General features: G+C 62.4%; 16 protein-coding genes. 10 read left to right on the top strand and 6 right to left on the bottom strand.

The features are described 5' to 3' along the window. Position 1 precedes the first annotated feature (1 nt). Positions 2 to 1,003: a GGDEF domain-containing protein gene (locus tag AAEZ08_RS07475; RefSeq protein ID WP_058063266.1), complete on the top strand. Its 1,002-nt coding sequence runs from the start codon at positions 2 to 4 to the stop codon at positions 1,001 to 1,003. A gap of 44 nt (positions 1,004 to 1,047) precedes the next feature. Here the strand turns inward: AAEZ08_RS07475 and AAEZ08_RS07470 are convergent, their stop codons facing one another. The 5 genes from AAEZ08_RS07470 to AAEZ08_RS07450 all read right to left on the bottom strand — a co-directional run bounded on the left by AAEZ08_RS07470 (position 1,048) and on the right by AAEZ08_RS07450 (position 5,775). Next, positions 1,048 to 1,452, bottom strand: coding sequence for a VOC family protein (locus AAEZ08_RS07470; RefSeq protein ID WP_003282377.1), 405 nt, complete (start codon positions 1,450 to 1,452; stop codon positions 1,048 to 1,050). Between the two features lie 49 nt (positions 1,453 to 1,501). Continuing rightward, positions 1,502 to 2,608, bottom strand: coding sequence for an agmatine deiminase (gene aguA, locus AAEZ08_RS07465; RefSeq protein ID WP_500124000.1), 1,107 nt, complete (start codon positions 2,606 to 2,608; stop codon positions 1,502 to 1,504). A 66-nt stretch (positions 2,609 to 2,674) separates the two neighbouring features. Continuing rightward, complete coding sequence (gene aguB, locus AAEZ08_RS07460; protein ID WP_003282373.1) at positions 2,675 to 3,556, bottom strand: N-carbamoylputrescine amidase; 882 nt, start codon at positions 3,554 to 3,556, stop codon at positions 2,675 to 2,677. Positions 3,557 to 3,688: 132 nt separating this feature from the next. After that, positions 3,689 to 4,339 (bottom strand): TetR/AcrR family transcriptional regulator, encoded by a 651-nt coding sequence (locus tag AAEZ08_RS07455; protein WP_500123999.1) that lies wholly within the window; start codon positions 4,337 to 4,339, stop codon positions 3,689 to 3,691. A gap of 59 nt (positions 4,340 to 4,398) precedes the next feature. Next, entirely contained in the window at positions 4,399 to 5,775 is a 1,377-nt protein-coding gene (locus tag AAEZ08_RS07450) for a glutamine synthetase family protein (protein ID WP_085987874.1), read from the bottom strand. 237 nt (positions 5,776 to 6,012) lie between these two features. Between AAEZ08_RS07450 and AAEZ08_RS07445 the strand changes: the two genes are divergently transcribed. The 9 genes from AAEZ08_RS07445 (at position 6,013) to AAEZ08_RS07405 (ending at position 15,380) form a co-directional block, all read left to right on the top strand. After that, positions 6,013 to 6,759, top strand: a complete 747-nt coding sequence (locus AAEZ08_RS07445) for a gamma-glutamyl-gamma-aminobutyrate hydrolase family protein (protein WP_003282368.1) — start codon at positions 6,013 to 6,015, stop codon at positions 6,757 to 6,759. 42 nt (positions 6,760 to 6,801) lie between these two features. Then, the gene (locus tag AAEZ08_RS07440) at positions 6,802 to 8,160 is read left to right on the top strand and encodes a glutamine synthetase family protein (RefSeq protein ID WP_003282366.1); all 1,359 of its coding nucleotides are present in this window, start codon (positions 6,802 to 6,804) and stop codon (positions 8,158 to 8,160) included. 86 nt (positions 8,161 to 8,246) lie between these two features. Further along, positions 8,247 to 9,605 (top strand): aspartate aminotransferase family protein, encoded by a 1,359-nt coding sequence (locus AAEZ08_RS07435; RefSeq protein WP_003282365.1) that lies wholly within the window; start codon positions 8,247 to 8,249, stop codon positions 9,603 to 9,605. 219 nt (positions 9,606 to 9,824) lie between these two features. Continuing rightward, entirely contained in the window at positions 9,825 to 10,922 is a 1,098-nt protein-coding gene (locus AAEZ08_RS07430) for a polyamine ABC transporter substrate-binding protein (RefSeq protein WP_102821271.1), read from the top strand. A 112-nt stretch (positions 10,923 to 11,034) separates the two neighbouring features. Continuing rightward, positions 11,035 to 11,184 (top strand): hypothetical protein, encoded by a 150-nt coding sequence (locus AAEZ08_RS07425; RefSeq protein ID WP_157999792.1) that lies wholly within the window; start codon positions 11,035 to 11,037, stop codon positions 11,182 to 11,184. Positions 11,185 to 11,200: 16 nt separating this feature from the next. Further along, positions 11,201 to 12,286, top strand: a complete 1,086-nt coding sequence (locus AAEZ08_RS07420; protein WP_181067050.1) for a polyamine ABC transporter substrate-binding protein — start codon at positions 11,201 to 11,203, stop codon at positions 12,284 to 12,286. 150 nt (positions 12,287 to 12,436) lie between these two features. Further along, entirely contained in the window at positions 12,437 to 13,588 is a 1,152-nt protein-coding gene (potA, locus tag AAEZ08_RS07415; protein WP_500123998.1) for a polyamine ABC transporter ATP-binding protein, read from the top strand. 11 nt (positions 13,589 to 13,599) lie between these two features. Further along, positions 13,600 to 14,481: an ABC transporter permease subunit gene (locus AAEZ08_RS07410; RefSeq protein ID WP_177333326.1), complete on the top strand. Its 882-nt coding sequence runs from the start codon at positions 13,600 to 13,602 to the stop codon at positions 14,479 to 14,481. Continuing rightward, entirely contained in the window at positions 14,478 to 15,380 is a 903-nt protein-coding gene (locus AAEZ08_RS07405) for an ABC transporter permease subunit (protein WP_181067052.1), read from the top strand. The genes AAEZ08_RS07410 and AAEZ08_RS07405 overlap by 4 nt, the downstream gene beginning before the upstream one ends. Before the next feature lie 154 nt (positions 15,381 to 15,534). On the opposite strand, the gene AAEZ08_RS07400 is transcribed toward AAEZ08_RS07405, so the two are convergent. Beyond that, entirely contained in the window at positions 15,535 to 16,149 is a 615-nt protein-coding gene (locus AAEZ08_RS07400; protein ID WP_500123997.1) for an eCIS core domain-containing protein, read from the bottom strand. Positions 16,150 to 16,192: the final 43 nt, after the last annotated feature.

Raw genomic sequence — 16,192 nt, 5'->3', positions numbered from 1 at the left:
TATGCGGCTGGCAAGCAATCAGGGTGATTCGGGAATGAGAATGCTGCCGGGCGGCGGGGATGCGCAGACTTTGCTTGCGCTGATGCACGCGCGGGCAGAGGCAGCGCGTCTGGGCGAGCGAGAGCAGCTCTTCAGTACGTTGCTGGGCGGCGTCAATGCGGTGCTCTGGGCCTTCGACTGGCAGGCGCAACGGATGATCTACGTCAGCCCGGCCTATGAGCGCATCTTCGGCCGTTCACCGGCCCTGTTGCTGGCCGATTACGGCGAGTGGCGCAACGCGATCTATCCAGACGACGTCGAATATGCCCAGAAGAGCATGCTCGCCGTGCTCGACGAGGGCGCGGTGGAAACCCGTGAGTACCGCATCATTCGTGGCGACGGGCAACTGCGCTGGCTGAGCGACAAGTGCTTCATCGGACGCAAGGCCGAGCATGGCCAGGGGCCGATCATCGTCGGCATCGCCGAGGACATCACCGAGAAGAAGCAACTCGAAGGCGAGTTGCAGCGCCTGGCGACGACCGATGTGCTGACCCAGAGCAGCAACCGCCGGCACTTCTTCGAGTGTGCCCGTGCCGAATTCGAGCGCGCCCGGCAGTTCGCTTCACCCCTGGGCTTCCTGCTACTGGATATCGATGACTTCAAGCGCATCAATGACACCCACGGGCACCAGATGGGCGATCAGGTGCTGCAGAAAGTCGCCCGTTGCGGGGCCTCCGTTCTGCGCCAGAGCGATCTGTTCGGGCGCATCGGCGGTGAGGAATTCGCCGCTGTGCTGCCTGGCTGTCAGCCGGACTTGGCCGAGCAAATCGCCGAGCGCCTGCAACGCGAAATCGAGCGCGTGGTGTTCACCGCCGAAAACGGCGATCGCTTCCGGGTTACGGCCAGTTTGGGCCTGACCTACCTCAAGGCCAGCGATCCCGAGCTGAGCACGGTATTCGCCCGTGCCGACGCGGCGATGTATACCGCCAAGCGCCTGGGCAAGAATCAGGTAATTATCGGCTGAGCTACGGCTGACCAGACCGGGCTGAAAGCTGCCCGGTCTGCGCTTTAGATCGCCAACTCATCGTAACCCTGACCAACGAACTGCAGCAGGCAGAAGCCATGGCCGAATGGATCGGCCATCAGCGCGAGCATGTGCCCAGCCTTGGTTGCTATCGGCTGCTCCAATCGCGCGCCGTGGGCTACAGCCCTTGCTGTCGCGGCCTCGATATCTTCGACGACGAAATCCAGGTGGATCGGTGTCCAGTGCCGCTCGTAGCTGCGCTGCTGGGCCTCTCCCGGGGTTGCGGCGCTGCCCGCGTCCTTGAGCAATAGATAGATCGGTGTCGGGCCACCGAGCATTTCCACCGCGAAGCTGCCGAGGCGGCGACCCTCACGAAGGTCGAACACCGACTGGTAGAAATCGACGGCCCGCTCAAGATCGTCGACGTCCAGATTTACCAGAAACTCCATCGGGCCTCCTCGTGCCTGAAGCAGGCATCGGGTTTCGATGCAGCGCGGATCAGCGCGCCAGCGGCGCCGGTTGCTGCTGGGTGATGCAGTGGATGTTGCCGCCGCCGAGCAGGATCTCGCGGCCCGGTACCATCACCACCTGATGCTCCGGAAAGACCTGCGTCAGGATGCGCTCGGCTTCGGCGTCCAGCGGGCCACCAAAGGCCGGGGCAATGATGCCGCCGTTGACGATGAGAAAGTTCACGTAGCTGCCGGCCAGGCGGATCGACGGGTCGCGCGGCTGGCTGCCATCCAGCGCGACGACGCCGGCGCACTCTTCGGCGCTCGCGTGAAGCGGGCCGGGGATTGGCATCTTGTGCACGGTCAGCGTGCGGCCCCTGGCGTCGCGAGTGGTCTGCAGCACGGCCATGGCCGCCTGACAGCGCTCGAAGTTGGGGTCGTTCGCGTCGTCGGTCCAGGCCAGCAGCACTTCGCCCGGGCGCACGAAGCAGCAGAAGTTGTCGACGTGGCCATCGGTTTCATCGTTGAACAGGCCGTGCGGTAGCCAGATGATGCCGTCGACCGCCAGATGCTTGCGCAGCACCGCCTCGATCTGCTCGCGGGACAAATGCGGGTTGCGGTTGCGATTGAGCAGGCACTCCTCGGTGGTGATCAGCGTGCCTTCGCCGTCGACATGGATCGAGCCGCCCTCGAGCACGAAGCCCTCGGTGCGGTAACGATCGCAGTACTCGATCTCGAGGATCTTGCGCGCCACTTCGTCGTCGCGCTGCCAGTCTGCATAGAGCCCGCCGTCTTCACCGCCCCAGGCGTTGAACGTCCAGTCCACGCCGCGCAGGCCACCGTTGTTGTCGACAACGAAGGTCGGCCCGGTGTCGCGCACCCAGGCATCGTCAGTGCTGATTTCCACCACGCGGATGCGCGGATCGTCCAGTGCCGCGCGGGCGGCCAGGTACTGCTCGGCGCTGGCGCAGACGGTGACCGGCTCAAAGCGTGCGATGGCCTTGGCGACAGCGGTGAACGCGGCCTGCGCAGGCGCGCCGTTGTCACGCCAGTTGTCCGGGCGTTGCGGCCAGACCATCCAGGTCTGGCTGTGCGGCGCCCATTCGGCAGGCATGAAGTAGCCATCGGTACGCGGCGTGGTCGTCAGAGTGGTCATCGTGCATCTCTCATGAAACGGGAAAGGGCAGGCCTTTCCCGTAGTTCGTATCGGCGTGTGCGCGGTTCACTCGGACGGCTGCGAGCCGTCCAGGGTCCTGATTGAGCCGTAGAGATTCGGCCGGCGATCGCGGAACACGCCCCAGGCGCTGCGGATATGCTCAAGCTGATCGAGATCGAACTGATGCACCAGCACGCCTTCGCTGGTTTCGTCCATTTCCTCAACCTTGGCGCCGAACTGGTCGGCGATGAACGACGAGCCGTAGAAGGTGATGTCGTAGCCGTCCTGCTCCTCGCGGCCAATGCGGTTGCTGGCGATCAGCGGCATCAGGTTGGCGCCGGCATGGCCTTGCTGCACACGCTGCCAGTGGTCGCGCGAGGTGATGTTCGGGTCATGCGGCTCGCTGCCGATGGCGGTCGGGTAGAACAGCAGTTCGGCGCCCATCAGCGCCATGCTGCGTGCGGTCTCGGGGAACCACTGATCCCAGCAGATGGCCACGCCGATCTTGGCGTAGCGGGTGTTCCACACCTTGAAACCGGTGTCGCCCGGGTTGAAGTAGTACTTCTCGTGATAGCCAGGGCCGTCCGGAATGTGGCTCTTGCGGTAGACGCCGAGCAGCTTGCCGTCGGCATCGATGATGGCGATGGAGTTGAAGCGTGCGCGGCCGGCGAGCTCGAAGAAGCTGATCGGCAGCACCACCTGCAGCTCTGCGGCGACCTTCTGGAAATGCTGGATGGCCGGATTTTGCTCGACCGGTGTAGCCAGCTGCAGGTATTCGGCATTCGGCTTCTGGCAGAAGTAGGGCGTCTCGAACAGCTCCTGGATGAGGATGATCTGCGCGCCCTTGGCGGCAGCCTCACGCACCAGCTTGTCGGCATTGGCGATGTTGGCCTGGCTATCCCAGGAACAGGCCATCTGGGTGGCGGCAACGGTAACGACTCGGGACATGGAAACCTCGCGGCTGCGGTTGAAGGGACGGCGGCTATCGAAGACGCAAATTTATTCGATAGTTATCCGGATTGATAGTGGTCACATGATCGAAACGCCGATGGTGAACGACCATTTATCGATATTTATCGATCAGCTTTCGGTTTGTTCCCGCTTGGGCAGGTACGGCGGCAGATACAGGCCGAGGTAGGCGTCGAACACCCGCATGCCTTCCTCGGCCATCCGTGGCGTCAGACTGCCGTACAACTGTATGGATCGAGCATAGACGCGGTCGCCGAGCTCCAGGGCCAGCGCAAAGACATCAATGTCCTGCGGCAGCGGTGGCAGGGCGAAATGGCGTTCGAACACCGCCTGCATCGCCTGGCCGAGTTCCAGGTCCAGACGCTGATCGATCTGCGTAACCTCGCCGAGGCCGTGTTGCACGAGGATCAGCTGGCGGGCGGCGCTGTCCTGCTGATAGATCGTCAGCATGCGTTGTTCGATCAGTCGCGAGAGGTCACGCCAGGAACCCAGGCTGTCGTGATCGATAGGCTGTTCGAGGCTGGCTCTGAAGGTCGCGTGGACGTCCGCCGTCAGCGCTGCGAGCAATGCCGGCACGCCGGAGAAGAAGTGATAGACGGAAGAAGGCGGAATGCCGGCATGCTCGGCCACCGCATACACGGATAGTGTCGCAGCGCCCTGCTCGGCGAGCAGTTCGCGGGCGCTGGAAAGAATCTGGCGGATGCGCGTCTGGCTGCTGGCGCGCGGACGGCGACTGGGCGTCGCGGGGCTGGGTTTGGTCATCGGCCTATTTGATGCCAGCACGGCGGCGGATGCAAACCGCCGTGCCCACTGCCGTAGCGCTAGACGGTATGCAGATACCAGTTGTACTCCAGGTCCGAGATCGAGTGTTCGAACTCGGCCAGCTCACTCTCCTTGCAGGCAACAAAGATGTCGATGTAATCCGGGCTGATATAACGCGCCATGATCTCGCTGTCGTCCAGCTCGCGCAGGGCATCGCGCAGGTTGGTCGGCAGGCTCTGCTCTACCTGCTCGTAGGAGTTGCCTTCGATGGGGGCGTCCGGTTCGATCTTGTTGGTCAGGCCGTGATGCACCCCGGCGAGAATCCCTGCCAGAAGCAGATAGGGGTTGGCGTCCGCACCCGCAACGCGATGCTCGATGCGCACCGCATCCGGGCTGTCGGTCGGCACGCGCAGTGCCACGGTACGGTTGTCCATACCCCAGCAAGGAGCATTGGGTACGTAGAACTGCGCACCGAAGCGGCGGTAGGAGTTCACGTTCGGGCAGAGGAAGGCCATCGACGCTGCCATGGTCTCCTGGAGACCGCCGATGGCGTGGCGCAGTGTCTGGCTTTCCAGCGGGTTGTCGGTGGCAAATATATTGTTGCCATTCTTGTCGAGCAGCGAGATGTGCACGTGCAACCCGTTGCCGGCCTGGCCCGGATAGGGCTTGGCCATGAAGGTAGTATCCATCTCGTGGTCGTAGGCGATGTTCTTGATCAGCCGCTTGAGCAGCACTGCGTAGTCGCACGCCTTGATCGGGTCGGCGACGTGGTGCAAGTTGACTTCGAACTGCGCTGGAGCGCTTTCCTTGACGATGGCGTCCGCCGGGATGCCCTGCTCCTTGGCACCTTCGAGGATGTCCTGCAGGCAGTCGACGTACTCGTCGAGATCGTCGATCAGGTACACCTGCGTCGAGTGCGGGCGCTTGCCGGAAATCGGCGACCGAGGCGGCTGCGGCCGGCCGTTGATGTTCTCCTGATCGATCAGATAGAACTCGAGTTCGAAGGCGGCGCAGATGGTCAGGCCCAGCTCGTCGAACTTGCTCACTACCTGACGCAGTACCTCGCGCGGATCGGCGAAGAACGGGTCGCCGTCACGTTCGTGCATGGTCATCAGCAGCTGCGCCGTGGGACGCTTCTGCCAGGGCTCTTTGCACAGCGTATTGGGAATCGGGAAGCAGGTGCGGTCGGAGTCGCCAATGTCCATGCCCAGCCCGCTGCTTTCAACGGTGATGCCGTTGATGTCGAGGGCGAACAGCGAAGCAGGGAGATTGATACCCTTTTCGTAAACCTTGTGCAGGCTGGCGCGCTCGATGCGCTTGCCGCGCACGACTCCATTCATGTCGGTGATCAGCAGATCGACGTACTGGATCTCCGGATGTTCCTTGAGAAATGCGTTAGCTTCGTTGAGCTGAACGGCACGCGGCGGGGCCATGATGAATTACCTTAATTGTTAAAAATTTCAATCATCAGATGCTTGTCTGGGAGTCAATCGAAAAGCCTGTTCACTGTCAATAGTAGCCCGCCAGCGCCCCATGAGTGCCCACAATGGGCCTTTTTTGGGGCATCTCGGTCGCGCTGGGGATATAGCGCGCCGGGCTAATGCTCGGGCTATTGTCTATAAAAATGAACAAGACTACTCTCCGGTATGCCCCATTCGAACGACGAGTATCCCATGTCGCGCAAGCCCCTGATCGGCGTTTCCGCCTGTACCAAGCAGATCGGACACCACAGCTTCCATATCGCCGGTGACAAGTACCTGCGTGCTGCGGCGATCGCCGGTGTGCCACTGGTGATCCCGGCGCTGGATGAGCTGATGGACCCGGCGACACTTCTAGATAGCTTCGACGGTCTGTTGTTCACTGGCTCACCGTCGAACGTCGAACCCCATCATTATGGCGGACCGCCAAGCGAGGCGGGCACCCATCATGACCCTTTGCGCGACCACCTTACCCTGCCGCTGATTCGTGCGGCTGTCGAGGCGGGCATCCCGGTATTCGGCATCTGCCGGGGTTTTCAGGAAATGAACGTGGCCTTTGGCGGCACGCTGTACCAGAAGGTTCACGAAGCCGGTCCCTATAAGGATCACCGTGAACGGCCGGATGATCCGCTGGAGGTGCAGTACGGGCTCAGTCATGCCCTGCATGTACAGCCCGGCGGCTTGCTCGAGCGCCTGGGCCTGCCGGCGCAGATCCAGGTCAACTCGGTACACGGTCAGGGTGTCGAACGACTTGGCGGCGGCTTGCGCATCGAAGCGCTGGCGCCGGACGGGCTGATCGAGGCATTTTCCGTCGAGCAGGCGCGCAGCTTCGCCCTTGGCGTGCAGTGGCACCCGGAATGGAAGGTTCACGAGCATCCGCACTATTTGACGCTGTTCCGCGGCTTCGCCGAAGCCTGCGAGGCGCGCGCCCGACAACGCTGACGGCCGACCCAGGCGGCCCTCCCCAGCAACCCCGAGGTCAACATGAGTATCCAACTCGACCAGCTCACCGGCTGGCTGAAAGAACACAAGATCACCGAAGTGGAATGCCTGATCAGCGACCTGACCGGGATCGCCCGCGGCAAGATTTCACCGACCAACAAGTTCCTCGGTGAGAAAGGCATGCGTCTGCCGGAGAGCGTGCTGTTGCAGACCGTGACCGGCGATTACGTCGAGGACGAGATCTATTACGAGCTGCTCGATCCGGCTGATATCGACATGTTCTGCCGACCCGATCCGAACGCGGTATTCCTCGTGCCCTGGGCCATCGAGCCGACCGCCCAGGTGATCCACGACACCTACGACAAAATGGGCAATCCCATCGAGCTGTCGCCGCGCAACATCTTGAAGCGCGTGCTGAAGATGTACACCGACCGCGGCTGGCAACCCATCGTCGCGCCGGAGATGGAGTTCTACCTGACCAAGCGCTGCGAAGATCCGGACCTGCCGTTCCAGCCGCCGATCGGCCGTTCCGGCCGCCAGGAGACCGGCCGCCAGTCGTTCTCCATCGACGCCGCCAACGAATTCGACCCGCTGTTCGAGGACATGTACGACTGGTGCGAGGCACAAGGCCTGGATCTGGACACCCTGATCCACGAAGAAGGCACCGCGCAGATGGAGATCAACTTCCGTCACGGCGAGGCGCTGCACCTGGCCGACCAGATCCTGGTGTTCAAACGCACCATGCGCGAAGCGGCACTCAAGCACAACGTCGCCGCCACCTTCATGGCCAAGCCGATGACTGGCGAGCCGGGCAGCGCGATGCACCTGCACCAGAGCGTCATCGACCTGCAGACAGGGCGCAACATCTTCTCCAATGAAGACGGCTCCATGAGCCAGCTATTCCTGCACCACGTCGGCGGCCTGCAGAAGTACATCCCCGAGCTGCTGCCGATGTTTGCGCCGAACGTCAATTCGTTCCGCCGCTTCCTGCCCGACACCTCGGCGCCGGTGAACGTCGAATGGGGCGAGGAAAACCGCACCGTCGGCCTGCGCGTGCCGGATTCCGACCCGCAGAACCGCCGCGTCGAGAACCGTCTGGCCGGTGCCGACGCAAACCCCTACCTGGCGATCGCCGCCAGCCTGCTTTGCGGCTACATCGGCATGGCTGAACAGCTACCGCCGAGCCAGCCGGTCAAGGGCCGTGGCTATGAACGCCGCAACCTGCGCCTGCCGCTGACCCTGGAAGCGGCGCTGGAGCGGATGGAAACCTGCCGCGAGCTGGAGAAATACCTGAGCCCGAAATTCATCACCGGCTACGTCGCGGTCAAGCGGGCCGAGCAGGAGAACTACCACCGCGTAATCAGCTCATGGGAGCGGGAATTCCTGATGCTGTCGGTGTAGGGCCGCTTCCGTCGGAGCCGGTCGTAGGGGTGGATGACGCGTTTCTCATCCACCGAACATGCACGAACTTTATCGAGAGGTGACTGATGAGCGATTCGCAAACCCTGCACTGGCAAGCGCTGAGCCGCGACCATCATCTGCCGCCGTTCACCGATTACAAGGCGCTGAACGCCAAAGGCACGCGCATCATCACCAAGGCATCCGGCGTCTATCTGTGGGACAGCGAAGGGCACAAGATCCTCGACGCCATGGCCGGACTCTGGTGCGTCAACCTGGGCTATGGCCGTGAAGAACTGGTCGAGGCCGCGACCAAGCAGATGCGCGAGCTGCCGTACTACAACCTGTTCTTCCAGACCGCACACCCGCCGGCCGTGGCCCTGGCCAAGGCGATCGCCGACATCGCGCCGGCCGGGATGAACCATGTGTTCTTTACCGGCTCCGGCTCGGAAGCCAACGACACCGTGCTGCGCATGGTGCGCCATTACTGGGCGATCAAGGGCCAGCCGGCGAAGAAGGTGGTCATCGGCCGCTGGAACGGCTACCACGGCTCGACCATCGCCGGCGCCAGCCTCGGTGGGATGAAGGCCATGCACGATCAGGGCGACGGCCCGATCCCAGGCATCGAACATATCGACCAGCCCTACTGGTTCGGCGAGGGTGGCGACATGAGCCCGGAAGAGTTCGGCGTGCGCATCGCCGACCAGCTGGAGCAGAAGATTCTTGAGGTCGGCGAGGACAAGGTCGCCGCCTTCATCGCCGAGCCGATCCAGGGCGCCGGCGGCGTGATCATTCCACCCGAGAGCTACTGGCCACGGGTCAAGGAAATCCTTGCGCGCTACGACATCCTCTTCATCGCCGACGAGGTCATCTGCGGCTTCGGCCGCACCGGCGAGTGGTTCGGCAGCAACTACTACGGCCTCGAACCGGACCTGATGCCGATCGCCAAGGGTCTGACCTCCGGCTACATCCCCATGGGCGGCGTGGTGGTGCGCGACGAAGTGGTGCACACGCTAAACGAAGGCGGCGAGTTCTATCACGGCTTCACCTACTCGGGACACCCGGTGGCCGCCGCGGTGGCACTGGAAAACATCCGCATCCTGCGCGAGGAGAAGATCGTCGAGCAGGTGAAGACGAAGACGGCACCCTATTTGCAGTCTCGCTGGCAGGAACTGCTTGAGCATCCCTTGGTGGGCGAGGCCCGTGGCGTGGGCCTGCTCGGGGCGCTGGAGCTGGTGAAGAACAAGAAGACCCGCGAGCGCTTTGCCGACCCTGGCGTAGGCATGCTCTGTCGCGAGCACTGCTTCCGCAATGGTCTGGTGATGCGCGCGGTTGGCGACACCATGATCATCTCGCCGCCGCTGGTAATCAGCGAGGAGCAGATCGACGAGTTGGTCGGCAAGGTGCGTCTGTGTCTGGATGCAACCGCCAAGGATGCGCTGGCTTGAGCCAAGCGGCAGCCCGCGCCAGCTGAGCTAAGGTTGTCGTTTGCAACGCTGTGCGTTCGGCTTGTTGAAAAGAGGGTCCTGACCTTGCCAGACTGCGCGCGTGCTGGAGGCCAGACTTGCCGAGGGGTGTGTCGATGCCGGCACACCACCAGGCCGCCGCGCTGTTCATGGCCTGTTTCACTGCCCCGACAATTAATGATGACAACAGGAGCTGCACGGATGAATCCCTTCGCCAAGACCCTACTTGCCATGACGCTGGCCGGCACCGTTGCCGGGGCTGCTCAGGCTCAGGAAAAAGTACTACACGTCTACAACTGGTCCGACTACATCGCCGAAGACACCCTGGAAAACTTCACCAAGGAAACCGGCATCAAGGTCGTCTACGACGTCTTCGACAGCAACGAAGTGCTGGAAGCCAAGCTGCTGGCCGGCAGTTCCGGTTATGACGTGGTGGTGCCGTCCAACCCGTTCCTGGCCAAGCAGATCAAGGCTGGGGTATTCCAGAAGCTGGACAAGTCCAAGCTGCCGAACTGGGAAAATCTCGACAAGGACCTGCTCAAGGCACTGGAGCCGAGCGACCCGGGCAACCAGTACTCGATCCCCTACATGTGGGGCACCATCGGCATTGGTTACAACGTCGACAAGGTCAAGGCCGTGCTGGGCGACAACGCACCGGTGGACTCCTGGGATCTGGTGTTCAAGCCGGAGAACATCGAGAAGCTGAAGTCCTGCGGCGTCGCCTTCCTCGACTCGCCGACCGAGATGCTGCCCGCCGCGCTGCACTACCTGGGTTATGCACCGGACAGCGGCAAGGCTGACGAGCTGAAGAAGGCCGAGGAGCTGTTCATGCAGATCCGTCCGCATGTCGCCTACTTCCACTCCTCCAAGTACATCTCCGACCTGGCCAACGGCAACATCTGCGTCGCCATCGGCTACTCCGGTGACATCTATCAAGGCAAGTCGCGAGCAGAGGAAGCGGCCAACGGCGTCAATGTCGGCTACAAGATTCCGCAGCAGGGTGCCGGCAGCTTCTTCGACATGCTGGCGGTGCCGGCTGATGCGAAGAACGTCGCGAACGCCCACGTCTTCCTCAACTACCTGATGAAACCGGAAGTGATGGCGTCGATCACCGACTACGTGCAGTTCCCCAACGGCAATGCCGCCGCCACCCCGTTGCTGGATGAGGCCATCCGTACTGACGAAGGCATCTACCCGAGCAAGGACGTGCTGCAGAAGCTCTACACCTTCCCGGATCTGGATCCGAAGACTCAGCGTGCGATGACCCGCAGCTGGACCAAGATCAAGTCCGGGCGTTGATAAGAACGCTCCAGTGCCGGGTCGCATGAACAGTGCAGAGCCCGGTCATGGAGGTCGGTCTACCGACTGCAGCCCCAGCCATGTGCTGGGGCTGACGTTGCGAGGAACAACGATGCAAACACCATCCCCACGATGCCTCGCCCTCTCCCGCTTTTTCCTTTACCTCGCGATTGCACCGGCAATTGCAGCAAAACTGTTGATTTCCAGAGGTTTTTCCAATAAACAGCCCGCCTTTCCCGCCGGGATCACGCGCGGCCTGTAACAAGAGGACTCATCCCATGCGTTCGACACTCAAGTCGCTGATCGTCGCCGCCGCCGTTACCGGTGCGGCTACCGCCCAGGCCGCCTCCGTGCACATCTACAACTGGTCGGACTACATCGGCGAAACGACGCTGGAAGAGTTCGAGAAAGAGACCGGCATCAAGCCCGTCTACGACGTCTTCGACTCCAATGAAACCCTGGAAGGCAAACTGCTGGCCGGCCGCAGCGGCTACGACGTGGTAGTGCCTTCCAACCATTTTCTCGGCAAGCAGATCCGTGCTGGTGCTTTCCAGCCACTGGACAAGAGCAAGCTGCCGAACTGGGAAAATCTCGACCCGGCCCTGCTCAAGCAGCTGCAGAAGAACGATCCCGGTAATGCGCACGCAGCGCCGTATCTGTGGGGCACCAATGGCATCGGCTACAACGTCGAAAAGGTAAAGGCGGCGCTGGGCGTCGATGAAATCGAATCCTGGTCGGTGATCTTCGAGCCGGAAAACGCGGCAAAATTGGCCAGCTGCGGCATCGCCTTCCTCGACTCGGCCGACGAAATGATCCCGGCCATGCTCAACTACCTGGGCCTGGACCCTAACAGCCAGAACGCCGCTGACTATCAAAAGGCCGAGGAAAAGCTCCTGGTCGTGCGTCCGCATGTACGTTATTTCCACTCGTCCAAGTACATTTCCGATCTGGCCAATGGCAATATCTGCGTCGCCGCCGGGTTCTCCGGTGATGTCTTCCAGGCCGCCGCCCGCGCCGAGGAAGCCGGCAAGGGTGTCGAGATCGCCTATGCCATTCCCAAGGAGGGCGCGAACCTCTGGTTCGACATGCTCGCCATCCCCGCGGATGCCAGCAATGTCGAAGAAGCCCATGCCTTCATCAACTACCTGCTGCGCCCCGAGGTGATTGCCGCGGTGAGCGACTACGTCGGTTACGCCAACCCCAATCTCAACGCGGGCGAGCTGATGGACCAGGCAGTGCGTGGCGATGCGTCGGTGTATCCGCCGCAGGAAGTGCTCGACCGGCTGTACGTCTCCGCTGAGCTACCGCCGAAGATTCAACGTCTTTCGACGCGCTCCTGGACCAAGGTGAAATCCGGCAAGTGAACTCCATGGCCTGTTCCCGTTTAGTCTGCGGCATTGCCGGGACGAATCGGAACCGGCCGATCGGGAGCATGTCAGGCGACGCGCTCTCTGCAACGACCATTAGATCCCCGGCCCAGGCCGGCCAACCTTTTTCATTTCGGGAGTTCGCGCATGGCCGTTGCCTCCAGCGCCTACAAGAAAGCCCTCAGTGGCGAAAGCAAGAACAAGCAGGTGCTGCTGAAGATCGACCGCGTCACCAAGAAGTTCGACGAAACGATGGCGGTCGATGATGTCTCGCTGAGCATCCATCAGGGCGAAATCTTCGCCCTGCTCGGTGGCTCGGGTTCGGGCAAGTCGACCTTGCTGCGCATGCTCGCCGGCTTCGAGCGGCCCACCGAGGGGCGCATCTTCCTCGATGGCCAGGACATCACCGATATGCCGCCCTACGAGCGGCCGATCAATATGATGTTCCAGTCCTACGCGCTGTTCCCGCACATGACGGTGGAGCAGAACATCGCCTTCGGCCTGAAGCAGGATGGCCTGCCGAAACAGGAAGTCGAGGCGCGGGTGAAGGAGATGCTCGGCCTGGTGCAGATGACCCAGTACGCCAAACGCAAGCCGCATCAGCTGTCGGGCGGGCAGCGCCAGCGCGTCGCCCTGGCGCGTTCGCTGGCCAAGCGGCCGAAGCTGCTGCTGCTCGATGAGCCCATGGGCGCGCTGGACAAGAAACTGCGCTCGCAGATGCAGCTCGAGTTGGTGCAGATCATCGAGCGCGTCGGCGTGACCTGCGTGATGGTGACCCACGACCAGGAAGAGGCCATGACCATGGCCGAACGCATCGCCATCATGCACCTCGGTTGGATTGCCCAGGTTGGCAGCCCGATGGACATCTATGAGACCCCGGCGAGCCGCCTGGTTTGCGAGTTCATCGGCAACGTCAATCTGTTCGACGGCGAGCTGATCGAGGACATGGGTGACCACGCAGTGATCGCCAGTCCGGGCCTTGAGAACCCGATCTACGTAGGCCACGGCATCAGTACCCGCGCCGAGGACAAACAGATCACCTACGCGATTCGCCCGGAAAAACTCCTGATCGGCACCCAATTGCCGGAACTGGAGCGCCCGGGCTACAACTGGGCCAAAGGTGTCGTGCACGACATCGCCTACCTCGGCGGCCACTCCGTGTACTACATCAAGCTGCCATCCGGCGGCGTGCTGCAGGCCTTCATGGCCAACGCCGAACGTCACGTGAAATTGCCGACCTGGGAGGAAGAGGTGTTCGTCTACTGGTGGGATGACAGCGGCGTGGTGCTGCAGGCATGAGGCGCTCGCCCCTGAATACCGGGCGCCGGCTGGTCATCGGCGTACCCTTCATCTGGCTGATGCTGTTCTTCCTGCTGCCATTCGCCATCGTGCTGAAGATCAGTTTCGCCGAAGCGGATGTGGCGATTCCCCCGTACACCGATATCTTCGCCTATGCCGACCAGCAGCTGCAGGTGCTGATCAACCTGGGCAACTACATCTTCCTCAGCGAAGACGAGTTGTATCTGGCCGCATATCTGGGCTCGCTGAAGATCGCCTTCTTCAGCACCCTGCTCTGCCTGCTAATCGGCTACCCGATGGCCTATGCCATCTCCCGCGCACGCAAGGATCTGCAGACCGTTCTGCTGCTGCTGATCATGATGCCGACCTGGACCGCCATCCTGATTCGCGTCTACGCCTGGATGGGCATTCTCAGCAGCAACGGCCTGCTCAACAGCCTGCTGCTCGGCATGGGGTTGATCGACACACCGCTACAGATCCTCAACACCGATACTGCGGTTTACATCGGCGTTGTCTATTCCTACCTGCCGTTCATGATCCTGCCGCTGTACGCCAATCTGGTGAAACACGACCTGAGCCTGCTGGAGGCCGCCTCCGACCTCGGTGCGCGTAACCTCACCAGTTTCTGGAAAATCACCGTGCCGCTGTCGAAGAACGGCATCATCGCCGGCTGCATGCTGGTGTTCATCCCGGTGGTCGGCGAGTTCGTCATTCCCGAACTTCTCGGCGGCCCGGAGACGCTGATGATCGGCAAGGTGCTGTGGCAGGAGTTCTTCAACAACCGTGACTGGCCGGTGGCTTCTGCGCTGGCGGTGGTGATGCTGGCGATCCTGCTGGTGCCCATCATCCTGTTCAACAGGAACCAAGCGAAGGAACTAGAGGGCAAGCTATGAGGCGCTGGAGCTTTTCCAACATGATTCTGGTGCTCGGGCTGCTGTTCATCTACCTGCCGATGGTGATTCTGGTCATCTACTCGTTCAATGCCTCGCGGCTGGTGACGGTATGGGGTGGCTGGTCGCTGAAGTGGTACACCGGCCTGCTCGACAACTCGCAGCTGATGGGCGCGGTGATGCGCTCGCTGGAGGTCGCGGCCTATACCGCGGTTGCGGCGGTAGCACTGGGTACCATGGCTGCCTTCGTGCTGACGCGCATCCCGGTGTTCCGTGGCCGCACGCTGTTCGGTGGCCTGGTCACCGCGCCGTTGGTGATGCCCGAGGTGATCACCGGTCTGTCGCTGCTGCTGCTTTTCGTGGCCATGGCGCAGCTGGTCGGCTGGCCAGCGCAACGTGGCCTGATGACCATCTGGATTGCACACACGACTTTCTGCTCGGCCTATGTCGCGGTAGTGGTGATGGCGCGCCTGCGTGAGCTGGACCTGTCCATCGAGGAAGCGGCGATGGACCTCGGTGCGCGGCCATGGAAGGTGTTCTTCCTGATCACCATGCCGATGATCGCGCCGTCGTTGGCCGCGGGCGGCATGCTCTCCTTCGCCCTGTCGCTGGACGATCTGGTACTGGCGAGCTTCGTCTCCGGTCCCGGTTCTACCACCCTGCCTATGGAGATCTTCTCCGCCGTGCGCCTGGGCGTGAAGCCGGAGATCAACGCGGTGGCCAGCCTGATTCTGCTCAGCGTGTCGCTGGCGACGTTCCTCGCCTGGTATCTCACCCGTCGCGCCGAGAAGCGCCGCATTCGCGCGATGCAGCAGGCGATGGATGAAACCGCTGGCAATCCCACCTGGCGTCAGGTGATCGACAGCCGTAAGGTGCTGGTACCGCCGTCAGCTCATACCTGACCGCCAGACGCACTGGCTGACGCCCATAGCGGGTGCCATGACTGCAGCGCAGCGCCGCGCCTTTCGAGGTGCGGCGCTGCGCCGACATTGCGCAGCTCCAAGCGCATTCGAGGCTGTTGTCTCTCAGCGCCGGCCCGAAGCGAGGCAAGCAGGCTCAGCGCTGCGCTTCTGCCTCCAGCAAAGCCTCTTCCACCTCGCGCTCCAGGGCATAGGCTGGGCGCTCAACGGCGCGATGGTCCAGCGTGTAGCGCCGTGCGAACTCGGCGACGCCCCATTCCAGATACTGTTCGACGTGCTTGAGCTCATGGGCCCAGAGTGCGACGTTGTCCTGCGCGTCGCTGGCATGGCGGAAGACGATGACGTCGATCAGGGTGACGGCGTTGACGTCGGGGTTGCGCAGCAGGGTGTTGCCGGCATTCAGCGCCACCTCGTCGCCGATGCGGTAGTTCGCGCTTTCCAGCACAGCGAGATCGAAGAAGGGTTCGAGCTGTGAACGGATATGCAGCGGCATCGGCTCGACGCCGCCGGCCATCAGACGATCCCGCGATTGCTGAATCCAGTTCTGCAGCGCCAGCGCGGCCATGCGCTGCACACGGTCGTATACGGCCTGGGTGTCGCTGGCAGAGCCGGGCACGCAGAGGCAGCTGCCGCTCAGGCAGATTGGCTGTTGGCCAGGCGGGCAGGCCGTCTGTGCCAGAGCCGGAGCGCCGGCCCATGCCATGCAGGCGAGCAGCAGGGAAAGGCGGCGAAGAAGCGGGGTGAACGACACGCGAAGTCCTCGAAGGCGAGGGCGAGCCCCGGGCCGGTGCGCA

Source organism: Pseudomonas sp. E45-MNA-CIBAN-0222 (assembly GCF_040310405.1).
GTDB lineage: Bacteria > Pseudomonadota > Gammaproteobacteria > Pseudomonadales > Pseudomonadaceae > Stutzerimonas > Stutzerimonas stutzeri_AC.
Note: the sequence above shows the minus strand (reverse complement) of the source record. Positions and strands in the feature narration are given on the sequence as shown.

What these genes read in the sequence shown, in the direction of transcription:
- AAEZ08_RS07475 (WP_058063266.1), top strand. Translation starts at nt 2, where the DNA reads ATGCGGCTGGCAAGCAATCAGGGTGATTCGGGAATGAGAATGCTGCCG.
- AAEZ08_RS07470 (WP_003282377.1), bottom strand. Translation starts at nt 1,452, where the DNA reads ATGGAGTTTCTGGTAAATCTGGACGTCGACGATCTTGAGCGGGCCGTC.
- aguA (WP_500124000.1), bottom strand. Translation starts at nt 2,608, where the DNA reads ATGACCACTCTGACGACCACGCCGCGTACCGATGGCTACTTCATGCCT.
- aguB (WP_003282373.1), bottom strand. Translation starts at nt 3,556, where the DNA reads ATGTCCCGAGTCGTTACCGTTGCCGCCACCCAGATGGCCTGTTCCTGG.
- AAEZ08_RS07455 (WP_500123999.1), bottom strand. Translation starts at nt 4,339, where the DNA reads ATGACCAAACCCAGCCCCGCGACGCCCAGTCGCCGTCCGCGCGCCAGC.
- AAEZ08_RS07445 (WP_003282368.1), top strand. Translation starts at nt 6,013, where the DNA reads ATGTCGCGCAAGCCCCTGATCGGCGTTTCCGCCTGTACCAAGCAGATC.
- AAEZ08_RS07440 (WP_003282366.1), top strand. Translation starts at nt 6,802, where the DNA reads ATGAGTATCCAACTCGACCAGCTCACCGGCTGGCTGAAAGAACACAAG.
- AAEZ08_RS07435 (WP_003282365.1), top strand. Translation starts at nt 8,247, where the DNA reads ATGAGCGATTCGCAAACCCTGCACTGGCAAGCGCTGAGCCGCGACCAT.
- AAEZ08_RS07430 (WP_102821271.1), top strand. Translation starts at nt 9,825, where the DNA reads ATGAATCCCTTCGCCAAGACCCTACTTGCCATGACGCTGGCCGGCACC.
- AAEZ08_RS07425 (WP_157999792.1), top strand. Translation starts at nt 11,035, where the DNA reads ATGCAAACACCATCCCCACGATGCCTCGCCCTCTCCCGCTTTTTCCTT.
- AAEZ08_RS07420 (WP_181067050.1), top strand. Translation starts at nt 11,201, where the DNA reads ATGCGTTCGACACTCAAGTCGCTGATCGTCGCCGCCGCCGTTACCGGT.
- potA (WP_500123998.1), top strand. Translation starts at nt 12,437, where the DNA reads ATGGCCGTTGCCTCCAGCGCCTACAAGAAAGCCCTCAGTGGCGAAAGC.
- AAEZ08_RS07405 (WP_181067052.1), top strand. Translation starts at nt 14,478, where the DNA reads ATGAGGCGCTGGAGCTTTTCCAACATGATTCTGGTGCTCGGGCTGCTG.